Origin of the sequence: Vibrio cholerae (genome assembly GCF_008369605.1) — a bacterium.
GTDB lineage: Bacteria > Pseudomonadota > Gammaproteobacteria > Enterobacterales > Vibrionaceae > Vibrio > Vibrio cholerae.
In genome coordinates this window covers 2,475,583-2,498,798 of record NZ_CP043554.1, presented here as the reverse complement: position 1 = coordinate 2,498,798, position 23,216 = coordinate 2,475,583, and the positions used below count along the sequence as shown (strand labels likewise).

Here is a 23,216-nt window from a genome sequence, read left to right as displayed (position 1 = left end):
AAAGAGCAATTAGAATGGGGCGGTTTTCGATAGATAAAACTTTCGACAGATAAAACAAAACCCAGTCATAGACTGGGTTTCTAAAAGTGGCTCCTCCTGCTGGACTTGAACCAGCGACCTGCGGATTAACAGTCCGTCGCTCTACCGACTGAGCTAAGGAGGAATTATTCTTTTTAATGGTGCCGACTACCGGAATCGAACTGGTGACCTACTGATTACAAGTCAGTTGCTCTACCTACTGAGCTAAGTCGGCAAATCTACTTGCAAGGCAAGTGAGAAATTGGCTCCTCCTGCTGGACTTGAACCAGCGACCTGCGGATTAACAGTCCGTCGCTCTACCGACTGAGCTAAGGAGGAATTATTCTTTTTTAATGGTGCCGACTACCGGAATCGAACTGGTGACCTACTGATTACAAGTCAGTTGCTCTACCTACTGAGCTAAGTCGGCACATTTGTTATTGTTCGTGCAAGCACCAACAATCAAAATTGTGGTGCCCGGAGGCGGAATCGAACCACCGACACGAGGATTTTCAATCCTCTGCTCTACCGACTGAGCTATCCGGGCGACGGGGTGTATTAAAAGGTTTTTCGTGGTAGTCGTCAACATGAAAATCTAAAAAAAATATCGTTTGTTGTTTTTCTATACTTAATGGCCTGTTTTTGTCCATTTCGCTTGCCAAAATATCGCTAAATGAGCCACAAGACCCACTCGCTCAGTGAAATAGAGAGTTTTAAGCGTAGCCAGAAAATCACAAAGTACGTAAAAATACCTGCTTGATAAATATTTTCAGTTATACCCTTCCTACTTGAAGCTGCAGCCGTGTTGGTTAAGTGTATTCATCCCAATCATAGAGTAGGTAGGCTCATGGGATGAATGCACTGGCTGACGACAGGCAACGTCAAGAAGTTTGGGTATCATAACGACGGGTAACCCATCAGTTCGGTGAAACGTTTTGCGATCACTGAACTGAAAGTATGCTTAACGAGTGACCTCAAAATGCGCAGCCCACTGTTCTAACTCGCGGGCGAGTTTGGTGAGAGTTTGCGTACTATTGTGGCTCTCCATCACCACTCGGCTCAGTTTTGAGCCACTTTCTTCAATCATATTGATTCGGCGCGCAATATCATCGCTGACTTGGGTTTGCTCAGCGGCCGCCGTGGCTATTTGATGGCTCATCGAAGAGACGCTTTCGAGTGCGCTCACAATCAATGCCAGCGCAGAAGCGGCATTTTCTGACTCTTGCACACTGCTTTGACTGGTTTGCCCACAAATCTGGATGGTTTGAATCGCATTACACGACCCTTCCTGCAAATTGTGGATCATCTGCTGGATCTCTTTGGTACTGGTTTGCGTGCGGCCCGCTAAGTTACGCACTTCATCAGCCACGACGGCAAAACCGCGCCCTTGCTCGCCAGCGCGTGCCGCTTCAATTGCCGCATTCAGCGCCAGTAAATTGGTTTGCTCTGCAATATCACCAATCACATCCAGTACTTTAGCGATGTTTTTGACATCCAGATCCAGATCGGCAACTGCTGTGCTCGCAGTTTGTAATTGAGTCGCCAAGCCTTGAATATTGCTTACCGTGTTGTGGATGAGCTTTTGCGTATGCTGGCTTTGCTGATCCGCTTGATCGGTATTGAATGCGGTATCACGCGCAGAATCGGCGACTTGGTTCGCTGAAGAGGCCATTTCGGTCATTGCAGTGGCAATCATGGCGGTAGATTGCTGCTGGCTATCCGTTAATTCGGCAATGCTTTTAGCACGAGTACCTGCGCCGGCTAATTCAGAGCGTAAAGCAACCATGGATTGCTCAAGCTTAGCCACCAAGTCTGCAAGTGAGCTGCTCATCTGCTGCACTGCACCATAAATACTCTCTTTAGGGGCTTGTATCGCAAATTCACGACGAATGCGGCCTTGTGCCACCGCTTGTACTGCGCTGCGTACCTCATTGGGTTCACCGCCGATAATCAGCAGTATTTTACGAATCGCGACCAGTAGCAGAGATAAAATCGCAACGGCGATCACCACACATAAGCTTAGTTGCCATTGCGCGGTAGACCAAAAACGCGCATTCACTTCGTTAAAACCAATACCCGTGCCGACAACCCAGCCCCAGTGTGGCGTTTTGCGGGCGATCGAGAGCTTTTCTTCAATCGAGCCATCTGCTTGCTTTTGTGTCCACGTATATTCCACCAACTTGCCGGATTGATGACGCAGCACATCTTGAATTAAGCGGCCAACACTATTGCCTTTACCATCTTTAAAATCGTGAAAACTGGTGTCGTGCAGTTGTGGGTCGAGCGGCGTCGCCACAAAAGTCATATTTTCATCTGCCACATACACATATTCATTATCTTTGTAGAGATTGTTGCGCATTAGGCGGGTGGCGAGCGCTTTGGCTTCTGGCTCCGACATTTTGCCTTCTTGAGCCAGCTTCTCTACCTCAGTCAAAATACTGTAGGCACTATTAAACAGCTCGGTTACACGCGCTTTGTTATCGAGATTGCTGGCCACACGTAACGTCCACAGCCCGGTCGCGGTTAGCGCGAGAAGTGCGGCGAGAATGATGGCAGATAATAAATAAGCTTGGGTTTTTAATTTCATAGTTTGAACCCTATGGGGAAGGTGTAAGCAGATTAAATTTTTGTGACGGTTTGATGTCGGCGTGATAGTAATGAGCTTGCTTATTTATTGATACGAAATAAGTGTGAAAGTATGAGTTGGATTAAATTTTTGCCTCGAAATAAAAAAGAAGAGGTGAAAACGATCGGTTAAGTGAGGCGGGATGTTTGCGAAGTGAGAAGCGAAATCCCAAATGCAGATAAAGAAAAACCCAGTCAAGGACTGGGTTTCTAAAAGTGGCTCCTCCTGCTGGGCTCGAACCAGCGACCTGCGGATTAACAGTCCGTCGCTCTACCGACTGAGCTAAGGAGGAACAATTTTTATTGTGTCTATGGCACAACTTTTAATAGTGGTGCCTCGAGGCGGAATCGAACCACCGACACGAGGATTTTCAATCCTCTGCTCTACCGACTGAGCTATCGAGGCAAATTTTAAGTGGTGCCGGCTGCCGGAATCGAACTGGCGACCTACTGATTACAAGTCAGTTGCTCTACCTACTGAGCTAAGCCGGCACACGTAACCTTTGCTGTTTGTGTCTTACACCAACAATCTAAAATTCGTGGTGCCCGGAGGCGGAATCGAACCACCGACACGAGGATTTTCAATCCTCTGCTCTACCGACTGAGCTATCCGGGCAACGGAGCGCTATTAAACGGATTTTCCCTTTCCCCGTCAACCTGTTTTTTGAAATATTTCGAAAAATCAGTTTGATTGCCGTTATTTTCAGCAAACTGCGGGCTTTTTGTTATCCCGCGTTAAATTCCTTCTTAAATTTGGTCACTTTTTCCAGATAACGACGCGCTTCCGCATTCGGATGTTTTTTGGTTAATGCCCAATACACTTGGTTAGGTTGCAGGGCATTAAGGTCACGCATGGCGCGTTGACGATCACTGCTAAAGGTACTCAACACTCCGCCAGTGCCGCCGTTATAGGCAGAAATCATGCTGTATTCGAGAGAGGTGGGGTGGCGAACCTCTTTCAAATAGCGATTTTTCAGGATGTAAAAATAGGCCGTACCCGTATCAATGTTGTTTTCTGGGTTAAACAGATACTCGGGGCTGGGTTCGCCAGAGCGGTTTTTGACCAGCTTGAACACATCCCGTCCTGCGGTTTTAGGAACCACTTGCATTAAGCCATAAGCGTTGGCCCAACTCACCGCATAGGGGTTGAAACTGCTTTCGGTTTTGATGATCGCGTAGATCAGATCTTCCGGGATGTCGTATTTGCGAGAAGCTTTACGCACGATACTGGCGTATTTGTAGCCACGGATATCGATTTGATCTTTGACCATCGGAATTTCGACGTAATAGGCTTTTTTGAAATCGACTTGCTTCACTTTCAAATGGTTAGCGATGAGGTAATCGGCGTAACGGTTAGCGCGCCATGACCACTGGATTGGCTGACCATCTTGATCGAGTACCTGCTGATACAAAAAGGGTTGGCCTTTGAGTTCGATATCTTTCGAGGAGAAAAGATCGACGTGCGCGGGATCATCGGGAGTCAGTAAGGTGGTGATGATCGCATTGCGTAAATGGGCTTTAGGATCGATGGGCGAAACGGTTTCTACTATGATTCGACCTTCGGTGAAGTTGACTTCAGAGCGGCTAAGGTAGTTGTCTATGTATTTGACGTAGTTACTTTTTCCGGCGATTTTTAGCTCGCGGCGTCCCCAACGTTTTTCGATATTGCCGGAGAAGCTGTTGATTAATGCATCCAGTGCGGCGGTGTCTTTCTGAAACTGTCCGGGTAATTCGGCTAAGTTCTTGGCGAAACGGTTAGTGGGTTCGTAATCAACATCGTAAATTTTCTCGATAAATTCACGACTACAGCCACTCAATAATAGAGCGGTGATACATAACACTAACTTTCTCATGCGCCTCCTAAAGCGAACTTTCGCTACTCCTGATACGAAAATGACATCATAACCCAGCGGCATGATGTCATTTTTTGCAAGCAGATGAAATCCGAAATTTCCTACTTTGCAGGCGGTGTATAACCTTCGATATGGACTTCTTTACCTTCAAACAGGAAGTTCACCATCTCTTGCTCCAGCAACTTGCGGTGCTCAGGATCCATCATGTTGAGCTTTTTCTCATTGATCAGCATGGTCTGTTTGGTCTGCCATTGTGCCCAAGCTTCTTTGCAGATGTTGTCGAAAATGCGTTTGCCCAGTTCGCCGGGATAGAGTTGGAAATCCAAGCCATCGGCTTCTTTCTGCAATCGGGTACAAAATACGGTGCGAGCCATTCACTCTTCCTCTTTAAATGTGGCTATCAATGTCGAAAGGTAAGCTGTGCAACAGTTGTTTCACTGGTGCCGCGAGACCAATCTCATCGGGTTGGCTTAAGTTATACCAAAGACCTTTGCTCCCTTCCATGACGATGTCCGGTTTGCGGCTTAATTGCAGCAAAATCGGCGTGATATCGAGATGGTAGTGGCTAAAGGTGTGGCGAAATGCGATCAGGGTTTTCTGCGATGTTATTGTGCTATCGCCGATGGCGCGCTGATCTATGGTGGTTTGAATATTGGCGATCTCTGATTGCGGGAAGCAGTACAAGCCGCCCCAAATTCCACTTTGCGGGCGCTGCTCAAGCCAGACGGCATTGTCGTGATAGAGCATGACAAACCAAGTGGCTTTGACGGGTTTATCGGTTTTCGGTTTCTTGCCCGGATACTCTTGGGGGTTGCCTTGCTGCTTGGCAAGGCAAAACGATTCTACTGGGCACAGGCTGCATTTTGGCTTACTGCGAGTGCAGATCATTGCGCCCATATCCATCATGGCTTGGTTGTATTTATCAACATCCACACTTGGCGTGTGCATTTCTGCATAATGCCAAAGCTGGTTTTCGACACTTTTTTGCCCCGGCCAGCCTTCAACGGCAAAGCAGCGCGCTAACGTGCGCTTCACGTTGCCATCCAAAATCGCATGCGGTTTTTTATACACAGAAGAGAGCACGGCTGCCGCGGTGGAACGACCAACACCGGGTAGCGCATTCATCTGCTCTAAATCAGTCGGAAACTCGCCGCCATATTCATTCACTACGGTTTGCGCCGCTTTATGTAGATTGCGCGCCCTTGCGTAGTAGCCAAGCCCAGTCCAGAAATGCAGCACTTCATCTTGCGGTGCTGCCGCGAGGGCGTGTACGCTCGGGAAGCGTTCTAAAAAGCGTTCAAAGTAGGGGATCACGGTCGCGACTTGGGTCTGCTGTAACATGATTTCCGATAACCAAACGCGATACGCATTTTTATTTTGTTGCCACGGCAGGTTTTTGCGGCCGTAGGCGTCATACCAAGTAAGGATGGCCTGTGCAAAAGGAGTCACGACTTGCTCATTATTATTGTCTAAACTAGTGGAGCAAAATTGCACCACAGATTGGTGGTGAAGTAAAACCGACAAACATTGGGGATATTCTCCCTCCTTGTAATTTGAAGCTGTGGTTGTGTTAGCGGCAGCGGCAAAGAGTTTGAGGGCAGGATAGTGAACGGTCAGTAATAACACTTGCACCGTTGACGATTCTTTGGATAATTCCCGCTCTGATTTAGTAATGTGCAGGCAATAGAAATGAGCGAAGTCATCACCCAGGAATATACCGAAGATGGCAAAGTGCTGCGTCGTATTCGTAGCTTTGTTCGTCGTGAAGGTCGTTTGACCAAAGGCCAGGAAGCCGCAATGAAAGAGTGCTGGCCAACCATGGGGATTGATTACCAGCCAGAGCTGTTGGATTGGCAACAGGTGTTTGGTAACGATAATCCGGTTGTGTTGGAGATTGGTTTTGGCATGGGCGCGTCTTTGGTCGAAATGGCGAAAAACGCACCTGAGAAAAACTTCCTCGGCATCGAAGTGCACAGCCCAGGTGTCGGTGCTTGTTTGGCTTCGGCGCGTGAAGCGGGTGTGACTAACTTGCGTGTAATGTGCCATGACGCGGTGGAAGTGTTTGCACACATGATCCCAGATAACAGCCTGCACACTTTGCAATTATTCTTCCCAGATCCTTGGCACAAGAAGCGTCACCACAAGCGCCGTATCGTGCAGCTTGAATTTGCTGAAATGGTACGCCAAAAGCTCATTATCGGCAGCGGTGTATTCCACATGGCAACCGACTGGGAGAACTACGCAGAACACATGATTGAAGTGATGAATCAAGCGCCCGGTTTTGCTAACTTGGCTACCGATGGCGATTACATTCCGCGTCCTGATGAGCGCCCGCTGACTAAGTTTGAGCAGCGTGGTCACCGTTTAGGTCATGGCGTGTGGGACATTAAGTACCAACGCACTGCTTAAATATCCCCTTCCTATTTGAAGCTGCAGCGGTGTTGGCTACGTTCATTCACCCCAATCACATAGTCTGTCTATGCTCATGGGGATGAACTCACTTGCCGCCTAGCTGCAACTCCAAGTAGTTTGGGTATAGAAAATTTTGCTTAAGCCAACATTTGATGTTGGCTTTTTTGACCCTAATCCTCAGGCTACGGATAAGCTGAAGTAGCTTGAGACAAACTAATAATAAAGAGTCAACCATGAAGCCAACAGCAGAGATTTTAGCCAGCATTATTGAAGAAGTTCGCCCGCTCACCAGCAAAGGCATCGTCGCCGATTACATTCCCGCACTCGCCAAAGTGCCGAGTGAAAAATTGGGCATTGCCGTGTTCACCAATCAAGGGGAAGTCATCACGGCAGGCGATGCGCAGGAAGGGTTTTCGATTCAGTCGATATCCAAAGTGCTGAGCTTGACGCTCGCGATGGGCTTGTATCAGCCAGATGAACTGTGGAGCCGCGTGGGTAAAGAGCCTTCAGGGCAAGCATTTAACTCATTGATTCAGCTTGAGATGGAGCATGGAATTCCGCGTAATCCATTTATCAATGCCGGCGCGATTGTGGTGTGCGACATGCTGCAAAGTCGCCTCTCTGCACCTCGTCAGCGTCTGTTGGAGTTTGTACGCCAACTCAGCGGTGAGCCGCTCATTGCTTATGACAAAGTTGTGGCAGCATCGGAGATGATGCACAGTGATCGCAACGCGGCGATTGCCTATTTGATGCGTTCTTTTGGCAATTTCCACAATGAGGTTATTCCGGTACTGCACAACTATTTTCACGCCTGCGCATTGAAAATGAGCTGTGTTGAGCTGGCGAAAACCTTCAGCTATCTGGCCAACAAAGGTGTTTCTGTGGTGACGGGGGAAACGGTGATAACCCCAACCCAAAGCAAACAAACCAATGCCTTACTCGCCACGTGCGGCTTGTATGATGGGGCAGGAGAGTTTGCCTATCGAGTCGGTATGCCCGGAAAATCAGGTGTTGGCGGTGGGATTATTGCTGTGGTGCCGGGAGAAATGACGATTGCAGTGTGGTCCCCCGCGCTGGATCAATCGGGTAACTCGCTCGCGGGGACTCGCGCGTTAGAGTTACTCGCGCAGCGGATTGGTCGCTCAATTTTCTAAGCTATCCCCTTTCTACTTGAAGCTGCAGCGGTGTTGGCAGTATTCGCTCTCCCCAATCACATAGTAGATCTATGTTCATGGGGATTATGAGAGCCATCTTTGGCTCTCACCAAAGGCCAGCCGATGGCTGTGCAAATTTGTTCCAGACAAATTTGTCACTCGTTTGCCGCCTACCTGCAACTGCAAGTAGTCTGGGTATAAAAGATAAAAATAAAGAGGCGCATGCGCCTCTTGGTTATTCTTCTTCATCAGCCATAAAGGCTTCGAGCAGATCATTGAGGAACAGTTTGCCCTTTTCCGTGATTTGCCAGTGCTGATCATCTTCACTGAGATAACCTTCACTGAGCGCCCAATCTAAGGTTGGGCGGATCACGTCAATAGTAAGTCCCGTGGTGGCAGTAAAATCGGCTTTCGGGCAGGGCTCAATCAAGCGAAAGCGGTTCATAAAAAACTCAAACGGCTTGTCTTGATCGGCAACCAACTGCTCGCTATCCAAATAAGCTTTGGCCAGATTGTTCAACGCTGCCAAGTAGCCGCGCGGGTGCTTGGTTTTGGTGGTACGGACAATCCGTCCATCAGCAAAACTCAGTTTACCGTGCGCGCCACAGCCAATCCCGAGGTAATCCCCAAAGCGCCAATAGTTGAGGTTGTGCTGACACTGATAGCCCGGTTTGCTATAGCCGGAAATCTCATACTGCACATACCCTGCATCACTGAGCTTTTGATGGCCGAGCTCGAAAATATCCCATAGCGCATCTTCATCTGGCAGCTTGGGCGGTTTCGAGTAAAACAGCGTGTTGGGTTCAATCGTCAGTTGATACCAAGAGAGATGCGGCGGATTGAGCGCGATCGCCTGATCCAAATCAGCCAGTGCTTGCTCTGGCGTTTGATCTGGTAAGCCGTGCATCAAATCCAAATTAAAGCTGTTGAGGCCAATTTGATGGGCGAGCTGAGCGGCGCGTACCGCTTCTTGTTGACCGTGAATGCGCCCTAAACGCGCTAATTTTTCTGGCTCAAAACTCTGCACACCAATCGAAATACGTGTAACCCCAGCGGTGCGATAGCCAGCAAAACGCTGCGCTTCAATCGTGCCGGGGTTGGCTTCCATGGTGATTTCAATCTCTGGCTTAAACGCAATACGCTCGGCAACGCCTTGCAGCAAGCGCGCGATCCCTTCTGCTGAGATAAGGCTCGGTGTGCCACCGCCAATAAAGATCGAGTGCAGCAGGCGCGGATCGCCCTTGAGCTGGTAACGTTCGATGTCGCGATCCAGATCTTCCAGCAGCGCATCCAAATACTCTTGCTCAGGAATCTCGCCTTTCTGCGCGTGCGAGTTGAAATCGCAATACGGGCATTTCTGCACGCACCACGGAATATGAATGTATAGGCTAAGCGGTGGAGGCGTTAGCATGTACGCTGCTCTTCAATCGCTTTGAACAGTTTTTGCAGGGCTTTGCCGCGGTGTGAAAGCTGTTTTTTGCGTACCGGTTCTAGCTCAGCAGAAGCACAGTTTTCTTCCGGAACCCAGAAAATGGGGTCGTAACCAAAGCCATTGCTGCCGTGTGGTGCGGTGAGGATTTTGCCTTCCCACTTGCCGTGGCAAACGATAGGCGTTGGATCATCGGCGTGGCGCATCAACACCAGTACACAATGAAAACGCGCGCTGCGCTGGTCGTCTGGCACATCTTGCATCGCCACTAGCAGCTTATTGAGATTGTCGCCGTCGCTGGCATGCTCGCCCGCGTAGCGCGCAGAATAGATGCCCGGCGCACCGTTTAGGTAATCCACTTCCAAACCGGAATCATCGGCAATCGCCGGTAAGCCAGTAATTTGCGCGGCATGACGTGCCTTGATGATCGCATTTTCAATAAAAGTGGTGCCTGTTTCTGCCACTTCAGGGACGTTGAATTCGCTTTGCGCGACGACATCAAACCCAAAATCGGACAATAGGTCCGCCATTTCACGCACTTTGCCTTGATTGCCCGTGGCTAAAACGATCTTTTTCATGCTGTTCTCTGTAGTTTATATGGGGAAACCCGACGGCTGCGTCGTAGATTCCCCATGTCTTCTATAAAATTACTGTTCGGTATAGAACTTTTGGCTGAAGGTCAGTTTTCCCGCCCCTTTTAGGCCGGCATCGACATCAATATCAAACGTCAGCATCTCTTCATTGCTGATCGGCACTTCCGCCAAGTAGTAAATCGCGTTGCCTTCTTTGACTTGCTTAAAGCTCAGTTCACGCAAGTTACCAATCAGGTTTTTGGCATGGCCGGTCAGCTTGGCTTCGGTCGCCGGTTTGCCGAGTGACGCGCGATCTAACACGCTGATATTGAGAATTGCGGTATAGCCGTTGCGCGTCAGCTGATAACTGCTCGCCACCTTAGGGGTTAAAAAGGTTGAATTGAACGCCGAATAGTGCACTTCAATATCTTTAATGGTTTTTTGCTGCTCAGCACTCGCTGGCAAAGCCAATAGGGTGAGCAGTAGTGACATCATCCATTTACGCATAATCGATTTTCCTTGTGAAAAAACTCCCTCAAAGAGGGAGTGTGATTATTCAATCAGTGCTGCAATCTCAGTTGGGATCTGGCTTGGCTGTAGGATTCGCACTTGTTTGTGGCGTCCTAGCTCGCCTTTTTCGATCACCACCGAACCTTTCGCCACTTTGCACAGCTTGGCGAGATACTTGCTCAAGTGTGCGTTGGCTTTACCATCAATCGGCGGCGCGGTGATGGCGACTTTGAGTTCTTCACCATGTAGACCCACAATGCTGTCGCGGCTCGCTTTGGGTTGAATATAGAGCCGCAGCAGTAAGTCATCTCCTTCGCGCCATGCGGCAGCCATTACAACTGATACCAGATAGGACCAATCACATCGCCCATCAGGAAGTTGGCAAATTGCAGCACAATAAACAGCACCAGAATGCTGAGATCAAAGCCGCCCATCACCGGAATAATGCGACGGATCGGCGCGAGCATAGGTTCAGTCAATTGATGGAACACGTATTCGATTGGGCTGCGGCCTTGGCTGACCCAGCTTAGGATCGCGCGGATCAACAATACCCAGAACAACAAGCCGCCTGCAGCTTTGATCAGAGAGAGCAAGCCGAGGAAGAGGAAATCAGCACTGAACGACACTGAGCCGCTGGAGGCAATCAAGACTAAGGCCATGAATTTCAGTACGCATAGGACGTACGCAAAAACGATGGTGGCTAAATCAATGCTGCCAATCGATGGGATCACACGGCGCAGCGGGCCGACCACGGGTTGGGTCGCTTTTACGATAAATTGCGAAAACGGATTGTAGAAATCAGCGCGCGCGGCTTGCAGCCAAATGCGCAAAATGACCACCATGATGTAGAGGTCAAATAGGGTGTTGATGAGAAAGCTTAGTGAATTCATAAGTTGCCCTTATTGATTTGGCGACCGCTCAGTTTGAGTGGACGCCTTAAACATTAAAACAGTTGTTCCATCTCTTGCGCGCGTGTTACCGCCGCTTGCATCGCTTTGGCAACGATGTCGCTGAGTTGGTGATCGTTAAACGTCTGGATCGCTTGCGCCGTGGTGCCGCCTTTTGATGTCACTTGTTCACGCAAAGTGGCCAGTGAGAGTTCTGGGTTGGCTTTGACCATGGCGGCAGCACCGAGAGCCGATTGTTGTACTAACAAACGGGCGGTGGCTTCATCAAAGCCTTGCGCCATCGCCTCTTGCTGCATGGCTTGCATAAACAAGAAGAAATAAGCAGGAGCACTCCCTGCGGCGGCAATCACGCTGTTGATGCCAGATTCGTTGTCTACCCAGCACACTTCGCCCACGCTTTGCATCAGTTGTGTGGTAAAGGCTTTATCCACTTCGCTCACCGAATCAGGGGCGTACAAACCGCTCATGCCAAGGTTTACCAGTGATGGCGTATTGGGCATCACACGCACTAAATTGAGCTGGGTGGCCAGCATCTCATTGAGTCTTTTGACTGACACACCCGCCGCAATCGAGATAACCAACTTTCCAGAGAAATCGACCGCTTGCAGCGGTTTACACACCTCAGCCATCAGCTGCGGTTTGACCGCTAACACCACCACATCCGCTTGTTGCGCCGCAGCAAGGTTATCGCTGGTGGTGCGAATACCGTATTGCGCTTCAAGAGGCTCGCGGCGCGTGAGTGAAGGGGCGGTTGCAATGATCTTATCGGCGGCGTAACCACTGGCAATCAATCCCGCAATGATGGCGCGTGCCATGTTACCTGCGCCAATAAAGGCGATGCTTCTCTGTTCCATTCGATACTCTCAAATCTAAAAGGGGCACTCGTTGCAACGAGCATCCCAAACGTTAAGCGTTGCGGCTGTAATCGCGCTCGCCGAAAATCGCGGTACCAATACGCACTATGGTGCTGCCTGCTTCAATCGCTGCTTGCATGTCGCCACTCATACCCATGGATAAGGTGTCAATCTGCGGGTATTTCTGAGCCAGTTGTTGCTGCAATTCGGCTAATTGGGTAAATGCCGCCAGTTGCGCAGGGTAATCCGGCACGTTCTCAGGAATTGACATCAGCCCTCTTAAGGTGAGGTTTGGCAGACGAGAAATCAATTCAGCTAGTGTAAATAATTGCTGCGGTTCGATGCCTGATTTTGAGGCTTCACCGCTGGTGTTGACCTGAATCAGCACTTGCAGCGGTGGCATATTCACAGGGCGCTGTTCACTGAGGCGCAAGGCAATTTTCTCGCGATCAATGGTGTGAACCCAGTCAAAATGCTCTGCCACTAAGCGCGTTTTATTCGACTGTAGTGGACCGATAAAGTGCCACTCCAGTGCTAACTGCGGGTGATGTTCGGCAAAATAGCGGATTTTATCCACACCTTCCTGCACATAATTCTCACCAAAGTAGCGTTGACCTGCTTGAGTCGCCTCAAGAATTGCCTCGACGGGTTTAGTTTTACTTACCGCGAGAAGTTGCACACTGCTTCGAGCGCGTCCACACTTTTGTTGTGCGCTCTCAATCTGTGCAGTGATATGTTCAATGTTTTGTTGAATACTACGCATAGCCAGACTTTATTAAGGAATTTAAATGGATATCGCTGAGTTACTGGAATTTAGTGTAAAACATAACGCCTCAGATCTACATCTTTCCGCAGGTGTTCCGCCTATGGTACGGATTGATGGCGAAGTTAGGAAGCTTGGCGTGCCTGCTTTTACCCATTCTGATGTACATCGCTTGATTTTTGAGATCATGAATGATGCCCAGCGCAGTGAATATGAAGAGAAATTAGAAGTCGATTTTTCTTTTGAACTGCCTAATGTTGGCCGTTTCCGGGTTAACGCGTTTCATCAAGCGCGCGGATGCTCGGCGGTGTTTCGTACCATTCCCACTGTCATCCCGACGCTAGAGCAACTGGATGCTCCTGAAATCTTCAGCAAAATTGCCAATTATGAAAAAGGGTTAGTTTTAGTGACTGGGCCAACGGGCTCGGGTAAGTCGACGACCTTGGCGGCGATGGTGAACTATGTCAATGCTCATCACAATAAGCATATTTTGACCATTGAAGATCCGATTGAATTTGTGCACAGCAACAATAAGTGTTTGATCAACCAACGCGAAGTGCACCGTGATACCCACAGTTTTAAAAATGCATTGCGCTCGGCATTGCGTGAAGACCCAGATGTGATCCTCGTCGGTGAGCTGCGTGACCAAGAAACGATTAGCTTGGCGCTTACTGCGGCAGAAACCGGTCACTTGGTATTTGGCACTCTGCACACCAGCTCGGCGGCGAAAACCATTGACCGGATTATCGATGTTTTTCCGGGCAGCGACAAAGACATGGTGCGTTCCATGTTGTCGGAATCGCTGCGTGCGGTTATTGCGCAAAAACTCCTAAAACGCGTCGGGGGTGGCCGTGTTGCGTGTCATGAAATCATGCTGGCAACGCCAGCGATCCGGAACTTGATCCGTGAAGATAAAGTGGCGCAGATGTATTCGATCATCCAAACCGGTGCCGCACACGGCATGCAAACCATGGAGCAAAACGCCAAACAGCTGATCGCGCGTGGTGTGGTGGATGCGCAAGAAGTACAGAGCAAGATCGAGTTGGATTTAAAAGCATTTTAGGTAGGTAAAGACAGATGGAGTTGAATCAATATCTGGATGGCATGCTGACTCATAAAGCATCGGATCTGTACATTACGGTGGGTGCACCGATTTTGTATCGAGTCGATGGTGAATTGCGTGCACAAGGTGAAGCGCTCAGCGTGGCGGATGTGACGGCCTTATTGCATGCGATGATGGATGACGCAAGGCAAGCAGAATTTAAGCAGACGCGCGAGGCGAATTTTGCTGTGGTGCGTGACAGTGGCCGTTTTCGGGTCAGTGCATTTTTCCAACGTGAATTGCCGGGGGCGGTGATCCGCCGGATTGAAACGCGCATTCCCACCTTTGAAGAACTGAAATTGCCTGAAGTGCTGCAAAATTTGGCGATTGCCAAACGCGGTTTAGTGTTGGTGGTTGGCGCAACCGGTTCGGGTAAATCGACCACTATGGCAGCCATGACTGGCTATCGTAATCAGCATCGCACCGGGCATATTTTGACGGTCGAAGATCCCATTGAGTTTGTGCATGAACACAAGCGCTGTATCGTGACGCAGCGAGAAGTGGGGCTCGATACCGAAAGCTATGAAATCGCGCTGAAAAACTCGCTGCGCCAAGCCCCCGATATGATTTTGATTGGTGAAATCCGCAGCCGAGAAACCATGGAATACGCGATGACTTTCGCGGAAACAGGGCATTTGTGTATGGCCACGCTGCACGCCAATAACGCCAACCAAGCGTTAGAGCGGATTTTGCATTTAGTGCCGAAAGAGCAGCGTGAGCAGTTTTTGCTCGATTTGTCACTCAACCTCAAAGGCGTGATTGCCCAGCAATTATTGCGCGATAAAAATGGCAAAGGTCGACACGGGGTGTTTGAAGTGTTGCTCAATAGCCCGCGTATCGCGGATTTAATTCGCCGCGGTGAACTGCATGAGCTGAAAGCGACCATGGCTCGTTCGCAGGAAGTGGGGATGCAAACTTTCGATCAAGCCTTATACCAGCTAGTGGTGGATGACAAAATCAGTGAGCAAGATGCCCTGCACAGTGCCGATTCAGCCAACGATCTGCGTTTGATGCTCAAAACCAAGCGTGGAGATGACTACGGCAGCGGCTCTTTGCAGAATGTGAAGATTGATATGGAGTAGCGGTGCTTATTTTGTGCGCTTTGCTTTTATGCCCTGCAACTCAAGCGAATTTGGGATAGAGCTTCGAGTCTGGATTGGGCATACTGCCACTTTCTCGGCTGAATGGGTGGAGTGCGCATGCCGATCACGACTCAAGAATATCTCGCATTAGGTGACGCGATTGCGGCGTTAAAGACGCCGCAATTTACGTCGCATCTTGTGGCAGTGCTACGCTGTATTGCCGATTTTGATTGCGCGGTGATCTTGGGCTATCGTCCCAACAAACATCCGATTTATCTGTATGACTCGCTCTCGACCCAGCGTGAGCTGCTGTTTCAGCGTTATCTGACTCATGCTTATCTTGATGATCCTTTCTATAGCGCTTTGCAGCACAACACGCGCTCAGGGGTGTTTCATCTTTCCGATTTAATGCCGCTCAATCCACAGCAAAAAGCCTATCAACACCAGTTTTATGCGCAAACCGGTTGGCAAGATGAAGTGAGTTTGGTGGTCAATCTTGATGGCGAGCGTGCGATTGTGGTGTATCTCGGCTGCTTTAAGCCGCGCTCTTTTCCTCGTGAACAGATAGCCGCGTTGCAGCAACGGTTTACGGTATTGCAAGCCTTGTGTCAGCAGCATTGGCAGCAGCAGCCACTGCGGTTAGCGGAAAGTGCGCAGCCAAGCCAAGAGTTACGCAATTGGGTTGAACAGGCGATCCAGAGTTTTGGCGCGCAGCGTTTAAGCCCGCGTGAGCAGGAGATCACTGCACTGCTCATCCAAGGTTTAGACTCACAAGAGATTGCCGAGGCACTGGCCATCAGCCACGGCACAGTCAAAAATCATCGTAAACGCATCTATGCGCAGCTGCATGTCAGCTCGTTAAGCGAGCTGTTTCAACTGTTTCTCAATCATCTGATTGGCGCAGCCGCGGATTAGGCTGTCTCTCTTCCTTCGGTCATCAATTACCAAGATTGTCCCTTTAGGGACATCGCGCCTCAGGTTTAAAGTTGGTTACTCTGCTTGCCAAGACTTTTGGGAGGCAGAATGAATTCACAGCAACTTTTTGATGATTTACAGCAGCGCGGTTTGATCGCGCAAAGCACACCTCTGGAGGCGCTGGTTGAGCGCTTTTCAACACCGCAAGTGCTGTATTGCGGTTTTGATCCCACTGCAGGCAGTTTGCACATCGGCCATTTGGTGCCACTGCTGATGCTTAAGCGTTTTCAAAACGCCGGACACCAAGCGATTGCGCTTATCGGGGGTGCCACAGGCATGATTGGCGATCCAAGCTTCAAAGCCAACGAGCGGGTGCTCAATAGTGCGCAAACTGTGCAGCAGTGGGTGAGTGATTTAAGCCAGCAAATCACGCAATTGATGGCCTCACAGAGCGAAAACTGCGCATCGCTGATGACCGTCAATAATGCTGATTGGATCGGCAAGATCAATCTGATCGATTTTTTCCGCGATGTGGGCAAGCACTTTTCCGTCAATGCCATGATCAATCGTGAATCGGTAAAGCAGCGTTTGGCGCGTCCGGATCAAGGCATCTCTTTTACTGAGTTCAGTTACTCTTTGCTGCAATCTTATGACTTTGCGCATCTCAATCGTGAGTTTGGCTGCACACTGCAAATTGGTGGTAATGATCAGTGGGGCAATATTGTCAGCGGAATTGATTTGACCCGTCGCCTGAATGGGGCTGAGGTGTGTGGTTTAACTCTGCCGCTCATTACCAAATCCGATGGCACTAAATTTGGTAAAACTGAAAGTGGTGCCGTGTGGCTAGAGAGCAGCAAAACCTCGCCGTATCGTTTCTACCAGTTTTGGTTAAACAGTGATGATGCGGATGTGTACCGTTTCTTGGCGTATTACACCTTTTTGAGTACCGCTGAGATTGAGGAAATCCGTCAAGCCGATGCGTTACGTGCAGGCAAGCCACAAGCGCAGCAGATTTTGGCAGAGCACGTGACCCGTTTTGTGCATGGTGAAGAGGGACTCGCCGCGGCGCAGCGGATTACTCAAGCGCTGTTTAGCGGCGATGTCAGCTATCTCAGCTTGAGTGAGTTGGCTCAGTTAGAGCTGGATGGTTTGCCTTGTGTGGCGGCATCACGCACCGATTCCTTACTCGATTTTCTGCTTAGCTCAGGTTTAGCCAGTTCTAAGCGCCAAGCGCGCGAGTGGCTGGAGAATGGGGCGATTCGCGTCAATGGTGAGCGAGTACAGCAAGAGGGTGTGTTATCCGGCTTTGCTCTGTTTGATCGCTACTATGTGTTGCAACGCGGTAAGAAGCAGTTTGCTTTGATCAAATTGGAAGGTTTGGCTGAGTAATCACAGCGATTCTACTCGGCCAAGAAAAGCAGTGGGGTTAGCCCCACTGACTTTCAAACCAACTCTCTAGAATGATCACCGCCGATTGGCAGTCCACATTGCCTTTGCTCAGTGCTTTGTAACCGCCCATGGCGAACAGCTCTGCGCGCGCTTCAGTGGTGGAAAGACGCTCATCATGCAGTTCTACGGGCAAACCAAAACGGCCATGCAAACGCTGAGCGAATTTCTTTGCGCGCGGGGTGATGGTGTCCAGATCTTTGCCGTGCAGATCGGTAGGCAGGCCAACAATCAATAAATTGGGTTGCCACTCTTTGATCTGCTTTGCAATTTCATCCCAATTCGGGATGCCATCATTGGCTTTAAACGCTTTCAGCGGAGACGCCGTGCCCGTGATCTCTTGACCGATTGCACTGCCAATGCTTTTGGTGCCGTAATCAAAGGCCATAACGGTACGTGACATGCGATTTCTCTTTTAATAAAAAATGTTCAATAAAAAATGACAGTAAAAATGAGGCTGCGTGAGCGCAGCCTTGGATATGGTTAGGCGTGTCCGGCGTCGCTGGAAAGCTGCGCAGGGGAGATGCCGAGTTTTTGAATAGCCTTTTGCCATTTCTCATGCACGGGCGTGTTAAAAATCAGCTCAGGATCCGCTTCTATGGTGAGCCACGAGTTTTCGGTGAGCTCCACCTCTAACTGGCCAGCAGACCAACCCGAATAGCCCAGCGCGACAATGTAGCCTTCAGGCTCCGCCTCGGTACCCAGTACAGTGAGAATATCCTTCGAGGTGGTGACGGCGATGTCATCGGTCATCTTCATGCTCGATTCGTAGTGATCGCGCGGACGATGCAGAATAAACCCACGATCTTCCGACACCGGACCACCATTGAACACCGGCTTTTTCAAACTCTCTTGGTGCGATTGTGGGTAAGCGGGCTCAATATCGACCTGCTTGAGCATGCCGCCGACCGTAATATCGATCGGCGCATTGATCATTAACCCCATCGCACCATCTTGGTTGTGCTCGCAAATATAAATCACGCTGCGCTTGAAGTAAGGATCCTTCATGCTTGGCATGGCAACCAGAAAATGATTGGTAAGATTCATACTGTGTCCAACCTCTATGTCACTGCTATGGTTGCTCACATCGCCGTCGCTTTTAAGCGACGCTCAATGGCATCCATCAGCTTGCCTGTGATGGAAATATCGTACGCAGCTTCAATCTCTCGAATGCAGGTTGGGCTGGTAACGTTAATTTCGGTCAGTTTATCGCCAATGACATCTAAGCCTACAAACAGCAGCCCTTTCTCTTTGAGAGTCGGTGCGACCGCTAGGGCAATTTTCTTATCGGTTTCACTCAGTGGGCGTGGCTCACCACGACCGCCGGCCGCCAAGTTACCGCGGGTTTCCCCTTTGGCGGGGATACGCGCCAAGCAGTAAGGCATAGGTTCACCATCGACCACCAAAATGCGTTTATCACCGTTGCTGATATCTGGCACAAAGGTCTGCGCCATGCAGTAATTCTGGCCGTGGTTGGTTAAGGTTTCGATGATCACTGAGAGGTTTGGATCGCCCTCTTTAACGCGGAAAATCGAAGCGCCGCCCATACCATCGAGGGGTTTTAAGATCACATCCCCGTGCTGTTCACGGAAGGCTTTAATCTTCTCGGCTTTGCGCGTCACCATAGTGATCGGCGTAAGCTCAGGGAACCAAGCGGTGAACAGTTTTTCATTACAATCGCGCAGGCTTTGTGGTTTGTTCACCACTAATACGCCTTCATCTTCCGCGCGCTCCAAAATGTAGGTTGCGTAGATGTATTCGGTGTCGAACGGCGGATCCTTACGCATTAAAATCGCATCCAATTCAGAAAGTGCGATGGTTTGCTCAGATTTGAATTGGTACCAACCGCTCGGATCTTCTTTCAGCTCGACAACTTTAGTATCGGCCAGTGCCACACCTTGCTCTAAGTGTAGATCATTCATCTCCATATAATGGATTTCATAACCGCGACGCTGCGCTTCAAGCATCATGGCAAAGCTGGAATCTTTTTTGATGTTAATGGACGCGATAGGGTCCATCACAATACCGAGTTTAATCATGGTTTATCTCCATTTAGCCAAGATCGCCGAAACGAACTTGTAGTGCAGTTATCGCTGTTAGAGCTGCCGTTTCTGTGCGCAGTACGCGTGGGCCTAACAAGGTTTCTTCAAACTGGTAACGGCGAGTCATATCAATTTCTTCCGCTGACAAGCCGCCTTCAGGGCCAATCAGCAAACGAACTTTGCTCACTGGGGTGGGTAAGGTGTTGATCGAGTATTTAGCGCGCGGATGCAAATTGAGTTTCAGTGCCTCGGTGGGCTCTGCGCACCAAGCTTCGAGATCCATAATCGGACGGATTTCCGGTACGGTATTACGGCCACACTGCTCGCAAGCGCTGATCGCAATTTTCTGCCACTGCTGGATCTTCTTCTCGAAGCGTTTTTCATCCAGCTTCACGCCACAACGCTCAGAAAGCAGAGGGGTGATGGTAGTGACGCCCAATTCCACCGATTTTTGGATGGTGAATTCCATCTTATCGCCGCGTGAAATCACCTGGCCAAGATGCAGATCGAGCGGCGATTCAATGCTGTTTTCTACGCGCTCAGTGATATTGACCAATACCTGTTTTTTGCCAACTTCACTGATCACGGCTGGGAATTCAGCCCCAAAACCATCAAACAGCAGCACTTCTTGCCCAGCTTGCATACGCAATACGCGACCGATATGCCCTGCGGCATCTTCACTCAGGGCAACGGTGCCAAGCTGGTGGATCGGTTCTGGATGATAAATTCGAGGGATGCGCATGCGGATAATTCCTAATCATTAAACGAGGTTACCGTCTTCCAACGTAAAGCGGTAACTTCAGTTGGAAGAGGGATATCTGGCCTCTAACATGGATGCAAGTTGGGCAAAATACAAGGGGGCAGGGTGAGATTCTGCCCCTCAGTTCGGGCATTGTTCACGCACAAAGCGGTTCGAGTTGCCTTGCACTTTTTCGATCTTTTGGTCACGCACACATTCCCATTCGCTGACCGGATACTGATTGTTCCACGCCTGCATTAATTGGTTTTGCGCTTTGGAAAGGCGCAAACCGTACTGCTCACTCATGTACAGATATGTACGCGCAATCGCCCCGCGAGCACGCTCTGGCGGCATGGCAGTGCGCTCTTTGAAGTTTACTTGCATTTCGCACTGGCCGTAGGTGACGCCATCAATTCCATTCCACTGACTAAAACTGAAGTTGGATCGATCGCCATTCACTTCGCCAATCGCCGGAGTGAGGTTGTGCAGATCGGCTTCCATCTGATTGAACTCAGGGCTAGTACGAGTGCAGTTTTTACGGCCACCTTGTTGCCAGCATTGCAACTGATGACCAAATTGCCAAGCCGGCACCACATGTTCCCATTCAATCCGCGAAGCACGATTCTCATTTTTACGCACTTGATAGCCGCAACTCTCCAGATCCGGGATGCCTTTTTTGCCTTGCCAGCGAATCTCGCAGCCGCAGTAAAAAGAGACCGGATGATCACGATAAATCTTCACCGCTTCATTTTTGGCATGACTAAAAGACATGGGGGCGGCAAAGGAGAGTAGAGGTAAGCTAGCAGCAAGCGTGGTAACGAAACGAAAAATCATCATAAAAGACGTAGATAAGTAGGTTTTTTATCAGTTTAACACTCATAAATTGCCTTTGTCGTTGATGCTTTTGTTAGTTTTGGGCGAGAGCAAGGCAAAGCCTATAGAAGTGGTCTCAGCCAATCAAAGGTTAGGCTTGGTAGATCAAGTTTTGTTGGCAGCTTTGACAGCGATAGGTGGCTTCACCACGCAGCACTTTATTGTGGCGACGAATGGTGAGCGGGTATTCACGACACGCACAACGGTAATGGAAGGTTTTGCCCTGTACTGAAGCGACAGAAAAGGTGTGAGTGGTTTTTGGCTCAAGCTTAAAGACTTGGCTCATCACTTGTTGCCATTCGACGCCGTGTGGACGTACTCGGCCATAAAGCTGATACGTAATCAGATGGGCGATTTCGTGTGGGATCACTTGCTGGAGGAAGTCATCGACGTTTTCGGCAAACAGCACCGGATTAAGGCGGATTTCCCACAGCTGCAAATAGGCCTTACCGGCAGCGCGTCCACGTAAACGGTAATTGAGTTTGGGCAGTTTAAAGGGGCGCTGCAAAGCCTCGCTGGCGGTAGCGATACATTGTTTGATTTTCTGCTCAGCTTGGCAGTGCAGATCAAAACGAACCATTAGCGAATGTCTACCTCTAAAAACTCTGTCATCGAACTCATAAAAAAGGCCCTTTCATGAGAAAGGGCCTTGAACTGTATTGCAATCCTCGCCGTTTGTCAGCGATGAGTTGAAATAATGCTTACTTTAGACCTGCGAAGTCACGCAGTAGCGCGGCTTTGTCGGTGGCTTCCCAAGGGAACTCTTCACGGCCGAAGTGACCGTAAGCTGCCGTTTTCTTGTAGATAGGTTGCAGCAGGTTCAGCATCTCTTGCAGACCGTATGGACGCAGGTCGAAGAACTGGCGAACGGCTTCAATGATGATCTCTTGCGACACTTTCTCAGTACCGAAAGTTTCCACCATGATCGACGTTGGATCCGCGACACCGATAGCATAAGAGAGTTGGATTTCACAACGATCAGCCATACCCGCCGCAACGATGTTTTTCGCAACATAACGTGCTGCGTAAGCCGCTGAACGGTCAACCTTGGATGGATCCTTACCAGAGAATGCACCACCACCGTGACGCGCTGCGCCGCCGTAGGTATCAACGATGATCTTACGACCGGTCAGACCACAGTCACCCATTGGGCCACCAATCACAAAACGACCGGTTGGGTTGATGAAGTATTTGGTCTCTTTGCTCAACCATTCTGCTGGCAGAACTGGCTTGATGATCTCTTCCATCACCGCTTCACGCAGATCTGCGGTAGAGATTGAATCACTGTGTTGAGTCGACAGAACTACAGCATCAATACCTACGATCTTGCCTTGGTCATACTGGAAGGTCACCTGAGATTTCGCATCAGGACGCAGCCATGGCAGCGTGCCATTTTTACGAACTTCAGCTTGGCGCTGCATCAGACGATGCGCGTAGGTGATCGGTGCTGGCATCAGCACTTCAGTTTCGTTGGTTGCATAACCAAACATGATGCCTTGGTCGCCCGCTCCTTGCTCTTTAGGATCGGCTTTATCAACACCTTGGTTGATGTCTGGCGATTGCTTACCGATGGTGTTCAGTACCGCACAAGAGTTGGCATCAAAGCCCATGTCTGAGTGCACGTAACCAATTTCACGAACGGTTTGACGAGTAATCTCTTCGATATCAACCCAAGCGGAAGTCGTGATTTCACCGCCCACCATCACCATGCCAGTTTTTACGTAAGTTTCGCAAGCAACGCGAGCTTTAGGATCTTGCTCAAAAATCGCGTCCAACACTGCATCAGAGATCTGGTCTGCAATTTTATCTGGATGGCCTTCTGATACCGATTCTGAAGTAAACAAGTGCTTAATCGCCATGATAGCTCCAATATTTGTGGTTATTCGCTAACGTCTCAGTTCTTCCCGACCTATGGTTTG

General features: G+C 49.6%; 24 protein-coding genes and 9 tRNA genes. 6 read left to right on the top strand and 27 right to left on the bottom strand.

The features are described 5' to 3' along the window. Positions 1-87: 87 nt before the first annotated feature. From F0316_RS11645 to mutY, 13 genes are all read right to left on the bottom strand, one after another. Positions 88-163 (bottom strand) — tRNA-Asn (locus F0316_RS11645). Between the two features lie 14 nt (positions 164-177). Beyond that, positions 178-253: transfer RNA gene (locus F0316_RS11640), tRNA-Thr, on the bottom strand. 28 nt (positions 254-281) lie between these two features. After that, positions 282-357 (bottom strand) — tRNA-Asn (locus tag F0316_RS11635). 15 nt (positions 358-372) lie between these two features. Further along, positions 373-448: transfer RNA gene (locus tag F0316_RS11630), tRNA-Thr, on the bottom strand. Between the two features lie 41 nt (positions 449-489). Next, a tRNA-Phe gene (locus F0316_RS11625) sits at positions 490-565 on the bottom strand. 414 nt (positions 566-979) lie between these two features. After that, entirely contained in the window at positions 980-2,605 is a 1,626-nt protein-coding gene (locus tag F0316_RS11620) for a methyl-accepting chemotaxis protein (RefSeq protein ID WP_000769917.1), read from the bottom strand. A 255-nt stretch (positions 2,606-2,860) separates the two neighbouring features. Beyond that, positions 2,861-2,936 (bottom strand) — tRNA-Asn (locus tag F0316_RS11615). A 37-nt stretch (positions 2,937-2,973) separates the two neighbouring features. Then, positions 2,974-3,049 (bottom strand) — tRNA-Phe (locus F0316_RS11610). 10 nt (positions 3,050-3,059) lie between these two features. Further along, a tRNA-Thr gene (locus tag F0316_RS11605) sits at positions 3,060-3,135 on the bottom strand. Positions 3,136-3,183: 48 nt separating this feature from the next. Beyond that, positions 3,184-3,259: transfer RNA gene (locus tag F0316_RS11600), tRNA-Phe, on the bottom strand. 109 nt (positions 3,260-3,368) lie between these two features. Next, positions 3,369-4,496, bottom strand: a complete 1,128-nt coding sequence (mltC, locus tag F0316_RS11595; protein ID WP_001230184.1) for a membrane-bound lytic murein transglycosylase MltC — start codon at positions 4,494-4,496, stop codon at positions 3,369-3,371. 101 nt (positions 4,497-4,597) lie between these two features. Further along, a complete protein-coding gene (locus tag F0316_RS11590; RefSeq protein ID WP_000124738.1) occupies positions 4,598-4,870 on the bottom strand; it encodes an oxidative damage protection protein in 273 nt (90 codons plus the stop codon). Between the two features lie 13 nt (positions 4,871-4,883). After that, positions 4,884-5,945 carry an A/G-specific adenine glycosylase gene (gene mutY, locus F0316_RS11585; RefSeq protein WP_149560496.1) on the bottom strand — a complete coding sequence of 354 codons (1,062 nt, stop codon included), beginning with the start codon at positions 5,943-5,945 and terminating at the stop codon, positions 4,884-4,886. A gap of 240 nt (positions 5,946-6,185) precedes the next feature. Here mutY and trmB point away from each other — a divergent pair, with 240 nt between their 5' ends. Continuing rightward, complete coding sequence (gene trmB, locus F0316_RS11580) at positions 6,186-6,905, top strand: tRNA (guanosine(46)-N7)-methyltransferase TrmB (RefSeq protein ID WP_000005581.1); 720 nt, start codon at positions 6,186-6,188, stop codon at positions 6,903-6,905. Between the two features lie 236 nt (positions 6,906-7,141). Beyond that, positions 7,142-8,062, top strand: a complete 921-nt coding sequence (glsB, locus tag F0316_RS11575) for a glutaminase B (protein WP_000805059.1) — start codon at positions 7,142-7,144, stop codon at positions 8,060-8,062. A gap of 235 nt (positions 8,063-8,297) precedes the next feature. Here glsB and hemW read toward each other — a convergent pair whose 3' ends face one another. From hemW to F0316_RS11540, 7 genes are all read right to left on the bottom strand, one after another. After that, positions 8,298-9,473 carry a radical SAM family heme chaperone HemW gene (hemW, locus tag F0316_RS11570; RefSeq protein ID WP_084980914.1) on the bottom strand — a complete coding sequence of 392 codons (1,176 nt, stop codon included), beginning with the start codon at positions 9,471-9,473 and terminating at the stop codon, positions 8,298-8,300. Further along, a complete protein-coding gene (locus tag F0316_RS11565) occupies positions 9,467-10,069 on the bottom strand; it encodes an XTP/dITP diphosphatase (RefSeq protein ID WP_032474046.1) in 603 nt (200 codons plus the stop codon). Before F0316_RS11565 ends, hemW begins: the two co-directional genes overlap by 7 nt. Positions 10,070-10,138: 69 nt before the next feature. Continuing rightward, complete coding sequence (locus F0316_RS11560) at positions 10,139-10,570, bottom strand: DUF4426 domain-containing protein (RefSeq protein WP_001233674.1); 432 nt, start codon at positions 10,568-10,570, stop codon at positions 10,139-10,141. A 45-nt stretch (positions 10,571-10,615) separates the two neighbouring features. Next, the gene (gene yggU / locus F0316_RS11555) at positions 10,616-10,906 is read right to left on the bottom strand and encodes a DUF167 family protein YggU (RefSeq protein WP_142576200.1); all 291 of its coding nucleotides are present in this window, start codon (positions 10,904-10,906) and stop codon (positions 10,616-10,618) included. After that, positions 10,906-11,463, bottom strand: coding sequence for a YggT family protein (locus F0316_RS11550; protein ID WP_001087261.1), 558 nt, complete (start codon positions 11,461-11,463; stop codon positions 10,906-10,908). The genes yggU and F0316_RS11550 overlap by 1 nt, the downstream gene beginning before the upstream one ends. A gap of 53 nt (positions 11,464-11,516) precedes the next feature. Further along, positions 11,517-12,335: a pyrroline-5-carboxylate reductase gene (gene proC / locus F0316_RS11545; RefSeq protein ID WP_000437946.1), complete on the bottom strand. Its 819-nt coding sequence runs from the start codon at positions 12,333-12,335 to the stop codon at positions 11,517-11,519. Positions 12,336-12,387: 52 nt separating this feature from the next. After that, positions 12,388-13,098, bottom strand: coding sequence for a YggS family pyridoxal phosphate-dependent enzyme (locus F0316_RS11540; protein WP_001256653.1), 711 nt, complete (start codon positions 13,096-13,098; stop codon positions 12,388-12,390). A 25-nt stretch (positions 13,099-13,123) separates the two neighbouring features. On the opposite strand from F0316_RS11540, the gene F0316_RS11535 reads away from it, so the two are divergent. The 4 genes from F0316_RS11535 (at position 13,124) to tyrS (ending at position 17,586) form a co-directional block, all read left to right on the top strand. Next, on the top strand, positions 13,124-14,161 hold the full coding sequence (locus F0316_RS11535; protein WP_000350195.1) for a type IV pilus twitching motility protein PilT: 1,038 nt from the start codon (positions 13,124-13,126) through the stop codon (positions 14,159-14,161). Between the two features lie 14 nt (positions 14,162-14,175). Beyond that, entirely contained in the window at positions 14,176-15,282 is a 1,107-nt protein-coding gene (locus F0316_RS11530) for a PilT/PilU family type 4a pilus ATPase (RefSeq protein WP_095471735.1), read from the top strand. Positions 15,283-15,399: 117 nt separating this feature from the next. Beyond that, positions 15,400-16,197 (top strand): helix-turn-helix transcriptional regulator, encoded by a 798-nt coding sequence (locus F0316_RS11525; protein WP_002051047.1) that lies wholly within the window; start codon positions 15,400-15,402, stop codon positions 16,195-16,197. Positions 16,198-16,305: 108 nt separating this feature from the next. Then, positions 16,306-17,586 (top strand): tyrosine--tRNA ligase, encoded by a 1,281-nt coding sequence (gene tyrS / locus F0316_RS11520; protein ID WP_149560495.1) that lies wholly within the window; start codon positions 16,306-16,308, stop codon positions 17,584-17,586. Positions 17,587-17,623: 37 nt separating this feature from the next. On the opposite strand, the gene ruvX is transcribed toward tyrS, so the two are convergent. From ruvX to metK, 7 genes are all read right to left on the bottom strand, one after another. Next, entirely contained in the window at positions 17,624-18,046 is a 423-nt protein-coding gene (gene ruvX, locus F0316_RS11515) for a Holliday junction resolvase RuvX (protein ID WP_000091867.1), read from the bottom strand. 80 nt (positions 18,047-18,126) lie between these two features. Then, on the bottom strand, positions 18,127-18,690 hold the full coding sequence (locus F0316_RS11510) for a YqgE/AlgH family protein (RefSeq protein WP_001054771.1): 564 nt from the start codon (positions 18,688-18,690) through the stop codon (positions 18,127-18,129). 35 nt (positions 18,691-18,725) lie between these two features. Further along, complete coding sequence (gene gshB / locus F0316_RS11505; protein ID WP_000593313.1) at positions 18,726-19,682, bottom strand: glutathione synthase; 957 nt, start codon at positions 19,680-19,682, stop codon at positions 18,726-18,728. 13 nt (positions 19,683-19,695) lie between these two features. Beyond that, on the bottom strand, positions 19,696-20,427 hold the full coding sequence (gene rsmE / locus F0316_RS11500; protein ID WP_001222497.1) for a 16S rRNA (uracil(1498)-N(3))-methyltransferase: 732 nt from the start codon (positions 20,425-20,427) through the stop codon (positions 19,696-19,698). Between the two features lie 138 nt (positions 20,428-20,565). Beyond that, positions 20,566-21,261 (bottom strand): extracellular deoxyribonuclease Dns, encoded by a 696-nt coding sequence (gene xds, locus F0316_RS11495; RefSeq protein ID WP_149560494.1) that lies wholly within the window; start codon positions 21,259-21,261, stop codon positions 20,566-20,568. Positions 21,262-21,388: 127 nt separating this feature from the next. Further along, the gene (locus tag F0316_RS11490; RefSeq protein ID WP_000251287.1) at positions 21,389-21,877 is read right to left on the bottom strand and encodes a SprT family zinc-dependent metalloprotease; all 489 of its coding nucleotides are present in this window, start codon (positions 21,875-21,877) and stop codon (positions 21,389-21,391) included. Between the two features lie 121 nt (positions 21,878-21,998). Continuing rightward, positions 21,999-23,156 (bottom strand): methionine adenosyltransferase, encoded by a 1,158-nt coding sequence (gene metK, locus F0316_RS11485; protein ID WP_000985183.1) that lies wholly within the window; start codon positions 23,154-23,156, stop codon positions 21,999-22,001. Positions 23,157-23,216 lie beyond the last annotated feature (60 nt).

Bases quoted from the DNA above. Each gene is read 5' to 3' on its own strand.
- F0316_RS11620 (WP_000769917.1), bottom strand. From the start codon at position 2,605: ATGAAATTAAAAACCCAAGCTTATTTATTATCTGCCATCATTCTCGCC.
- mltC (WP_001230184.1), bottom strand. From the start codon at position 4,496: ATGAGAAAGTTAGTGTTATGTATCACCGCTCTATTATTGAGTGGCTGT.
- F0316_RS11590 (WP_000124738.1), bottom strand. From the start codon at position 4,870: ATGGCTCGCACCGTATTTTGTACCCGATTGCAGAAAGAAGCCGATGGC.
- trmB (WP_000005581.1), top strand. From the start codon at position 6,186: ATGAGCGAAGTCATCACCCAGGAATATACCGAAGATGGCAAAGTGCTG.
- glsB (WP_000805059.1), top strand. From the start codon at position 7,142: ATGAAGCCAACAGCAGAGATTTTAGCCAGCATTATTGAAGAAGTTCGC.
- hemW (WP_084980914.1), bottom strand. From the start codon at position 9,473: ATGCTAACGCCTCCACCGCTTAGCCTATACATTCATATTCCGTGGTGC.
- F0316_RS11565 (WP_032474046.1), bottom strand. From the start codon at position 10,069: ATGAAAAAGATCGTTTTAGCCACGGGCAATCAAGGCAAAGTGCGTGAA.
- F0316_RS11560 (WP_001233674.1), bottom strand. From the start codon at position 10,570: ATGCGTAAATGGATGATGTCACTACTGCTCACCCTATTGGCTTTGCCA.
- yggU (WP_142576200.1), bottom strand. From the start codon at position 10,906: ATGGCTGCCGCATGGCGCGAAGGAGATGACTTACTGCTGCGGCTCTAT.
- F0316_RS11550 (WP_001087261.1), bottom strand. From the start codon at position 11,463: ATGAATTCACTAAGCTTTCTCATCAACACCCTATTTGACCTCTACATC.
- proC (WP_000437946.1), bottom strand. From the start codon at position 12,335: ATGGAACAGAGAAGCATCGCCTTTATTGGCGCAGGTAACATGGCACGC.
- F0316_RS11540 (WP_001256653.1), bottom strand. From the start codon at position 13,098: ATGCGTAGTATTCAACAAAACATTGAACATATCACTGCACAGATTGAG.
- F0316_RS11535 (WP_000350195.1), top strand. From the start codon at position 13,124: ATGGATATCGCTGAGTTACTGGAATTTAGTGTAAAACATAACGCCTCA.
- F0316_RS11530 (WP_095471735.1), top strand. From the start codon at position 14,176: ATGGAGTTGAATCAATATCTGGATGGCATGCTGACTCATAAAGCATCG.
- F0316_RS11525 (WP_002051047.1), top strand. From the start codon at position 15,400: ATGCCGATCACGACTCAAGAATATCTCGCATTAGGTGACGCGATTGCG.
- tyrS (WP_149560495.1), top strand. From the start codon at position 16,306: ATGAATTCACAGCAACTTTTTGATGATTTACAGCAGCGCGGTTTGATC.
- ruvX (WP_000091867.1), bottom strand. From the start codon at position 18,046: ATGTCACGTACCGTTATGGCCTTTGATTACGGCACCAAAAGCATTGGC.
- F0316_RS11510 (WP_001054771.1), bottom strand. From the start codon at position 18,690: ATGAATCTTACCAATCATTTTCTGGTTGCCATGCCAAGCATGAAGGAT.
- gshB (WP_000593313.1), bottom strand. From the start codon at position 19,682: ATGATTAAACTCGGTATTGTGATGGACCCTATCGCGTCCATTAACATC.
- rsmE (WP_001222497.1), bottom strand. From the start codon at position 20,427: ATGCGCATCCCTCGAATTTATCATCCAGAACCGATCCACCAGCTTGGC.
- xds (WP_149560494.1), bottom strand. From the start codon at position 21,261: ATGATGATTTTTCGTTTCGTTACCACGCTTGCTGCTAGCTTACCTCTA.
- F0316_RS11490 (WP_000251287.1), bottom strand. From the start codon at position 21,877: ATGGTTCGTTTTGATCTGCACTGCCAAGCTGAGCAGAAAATCAAACAA.
- metK (WP_000985183.1), bottom strand. From the start codon at position 23,156: ATGGCGATTAAGCACTTGTTTACTTCAGAATCGGTATCAGAAGGCCAT.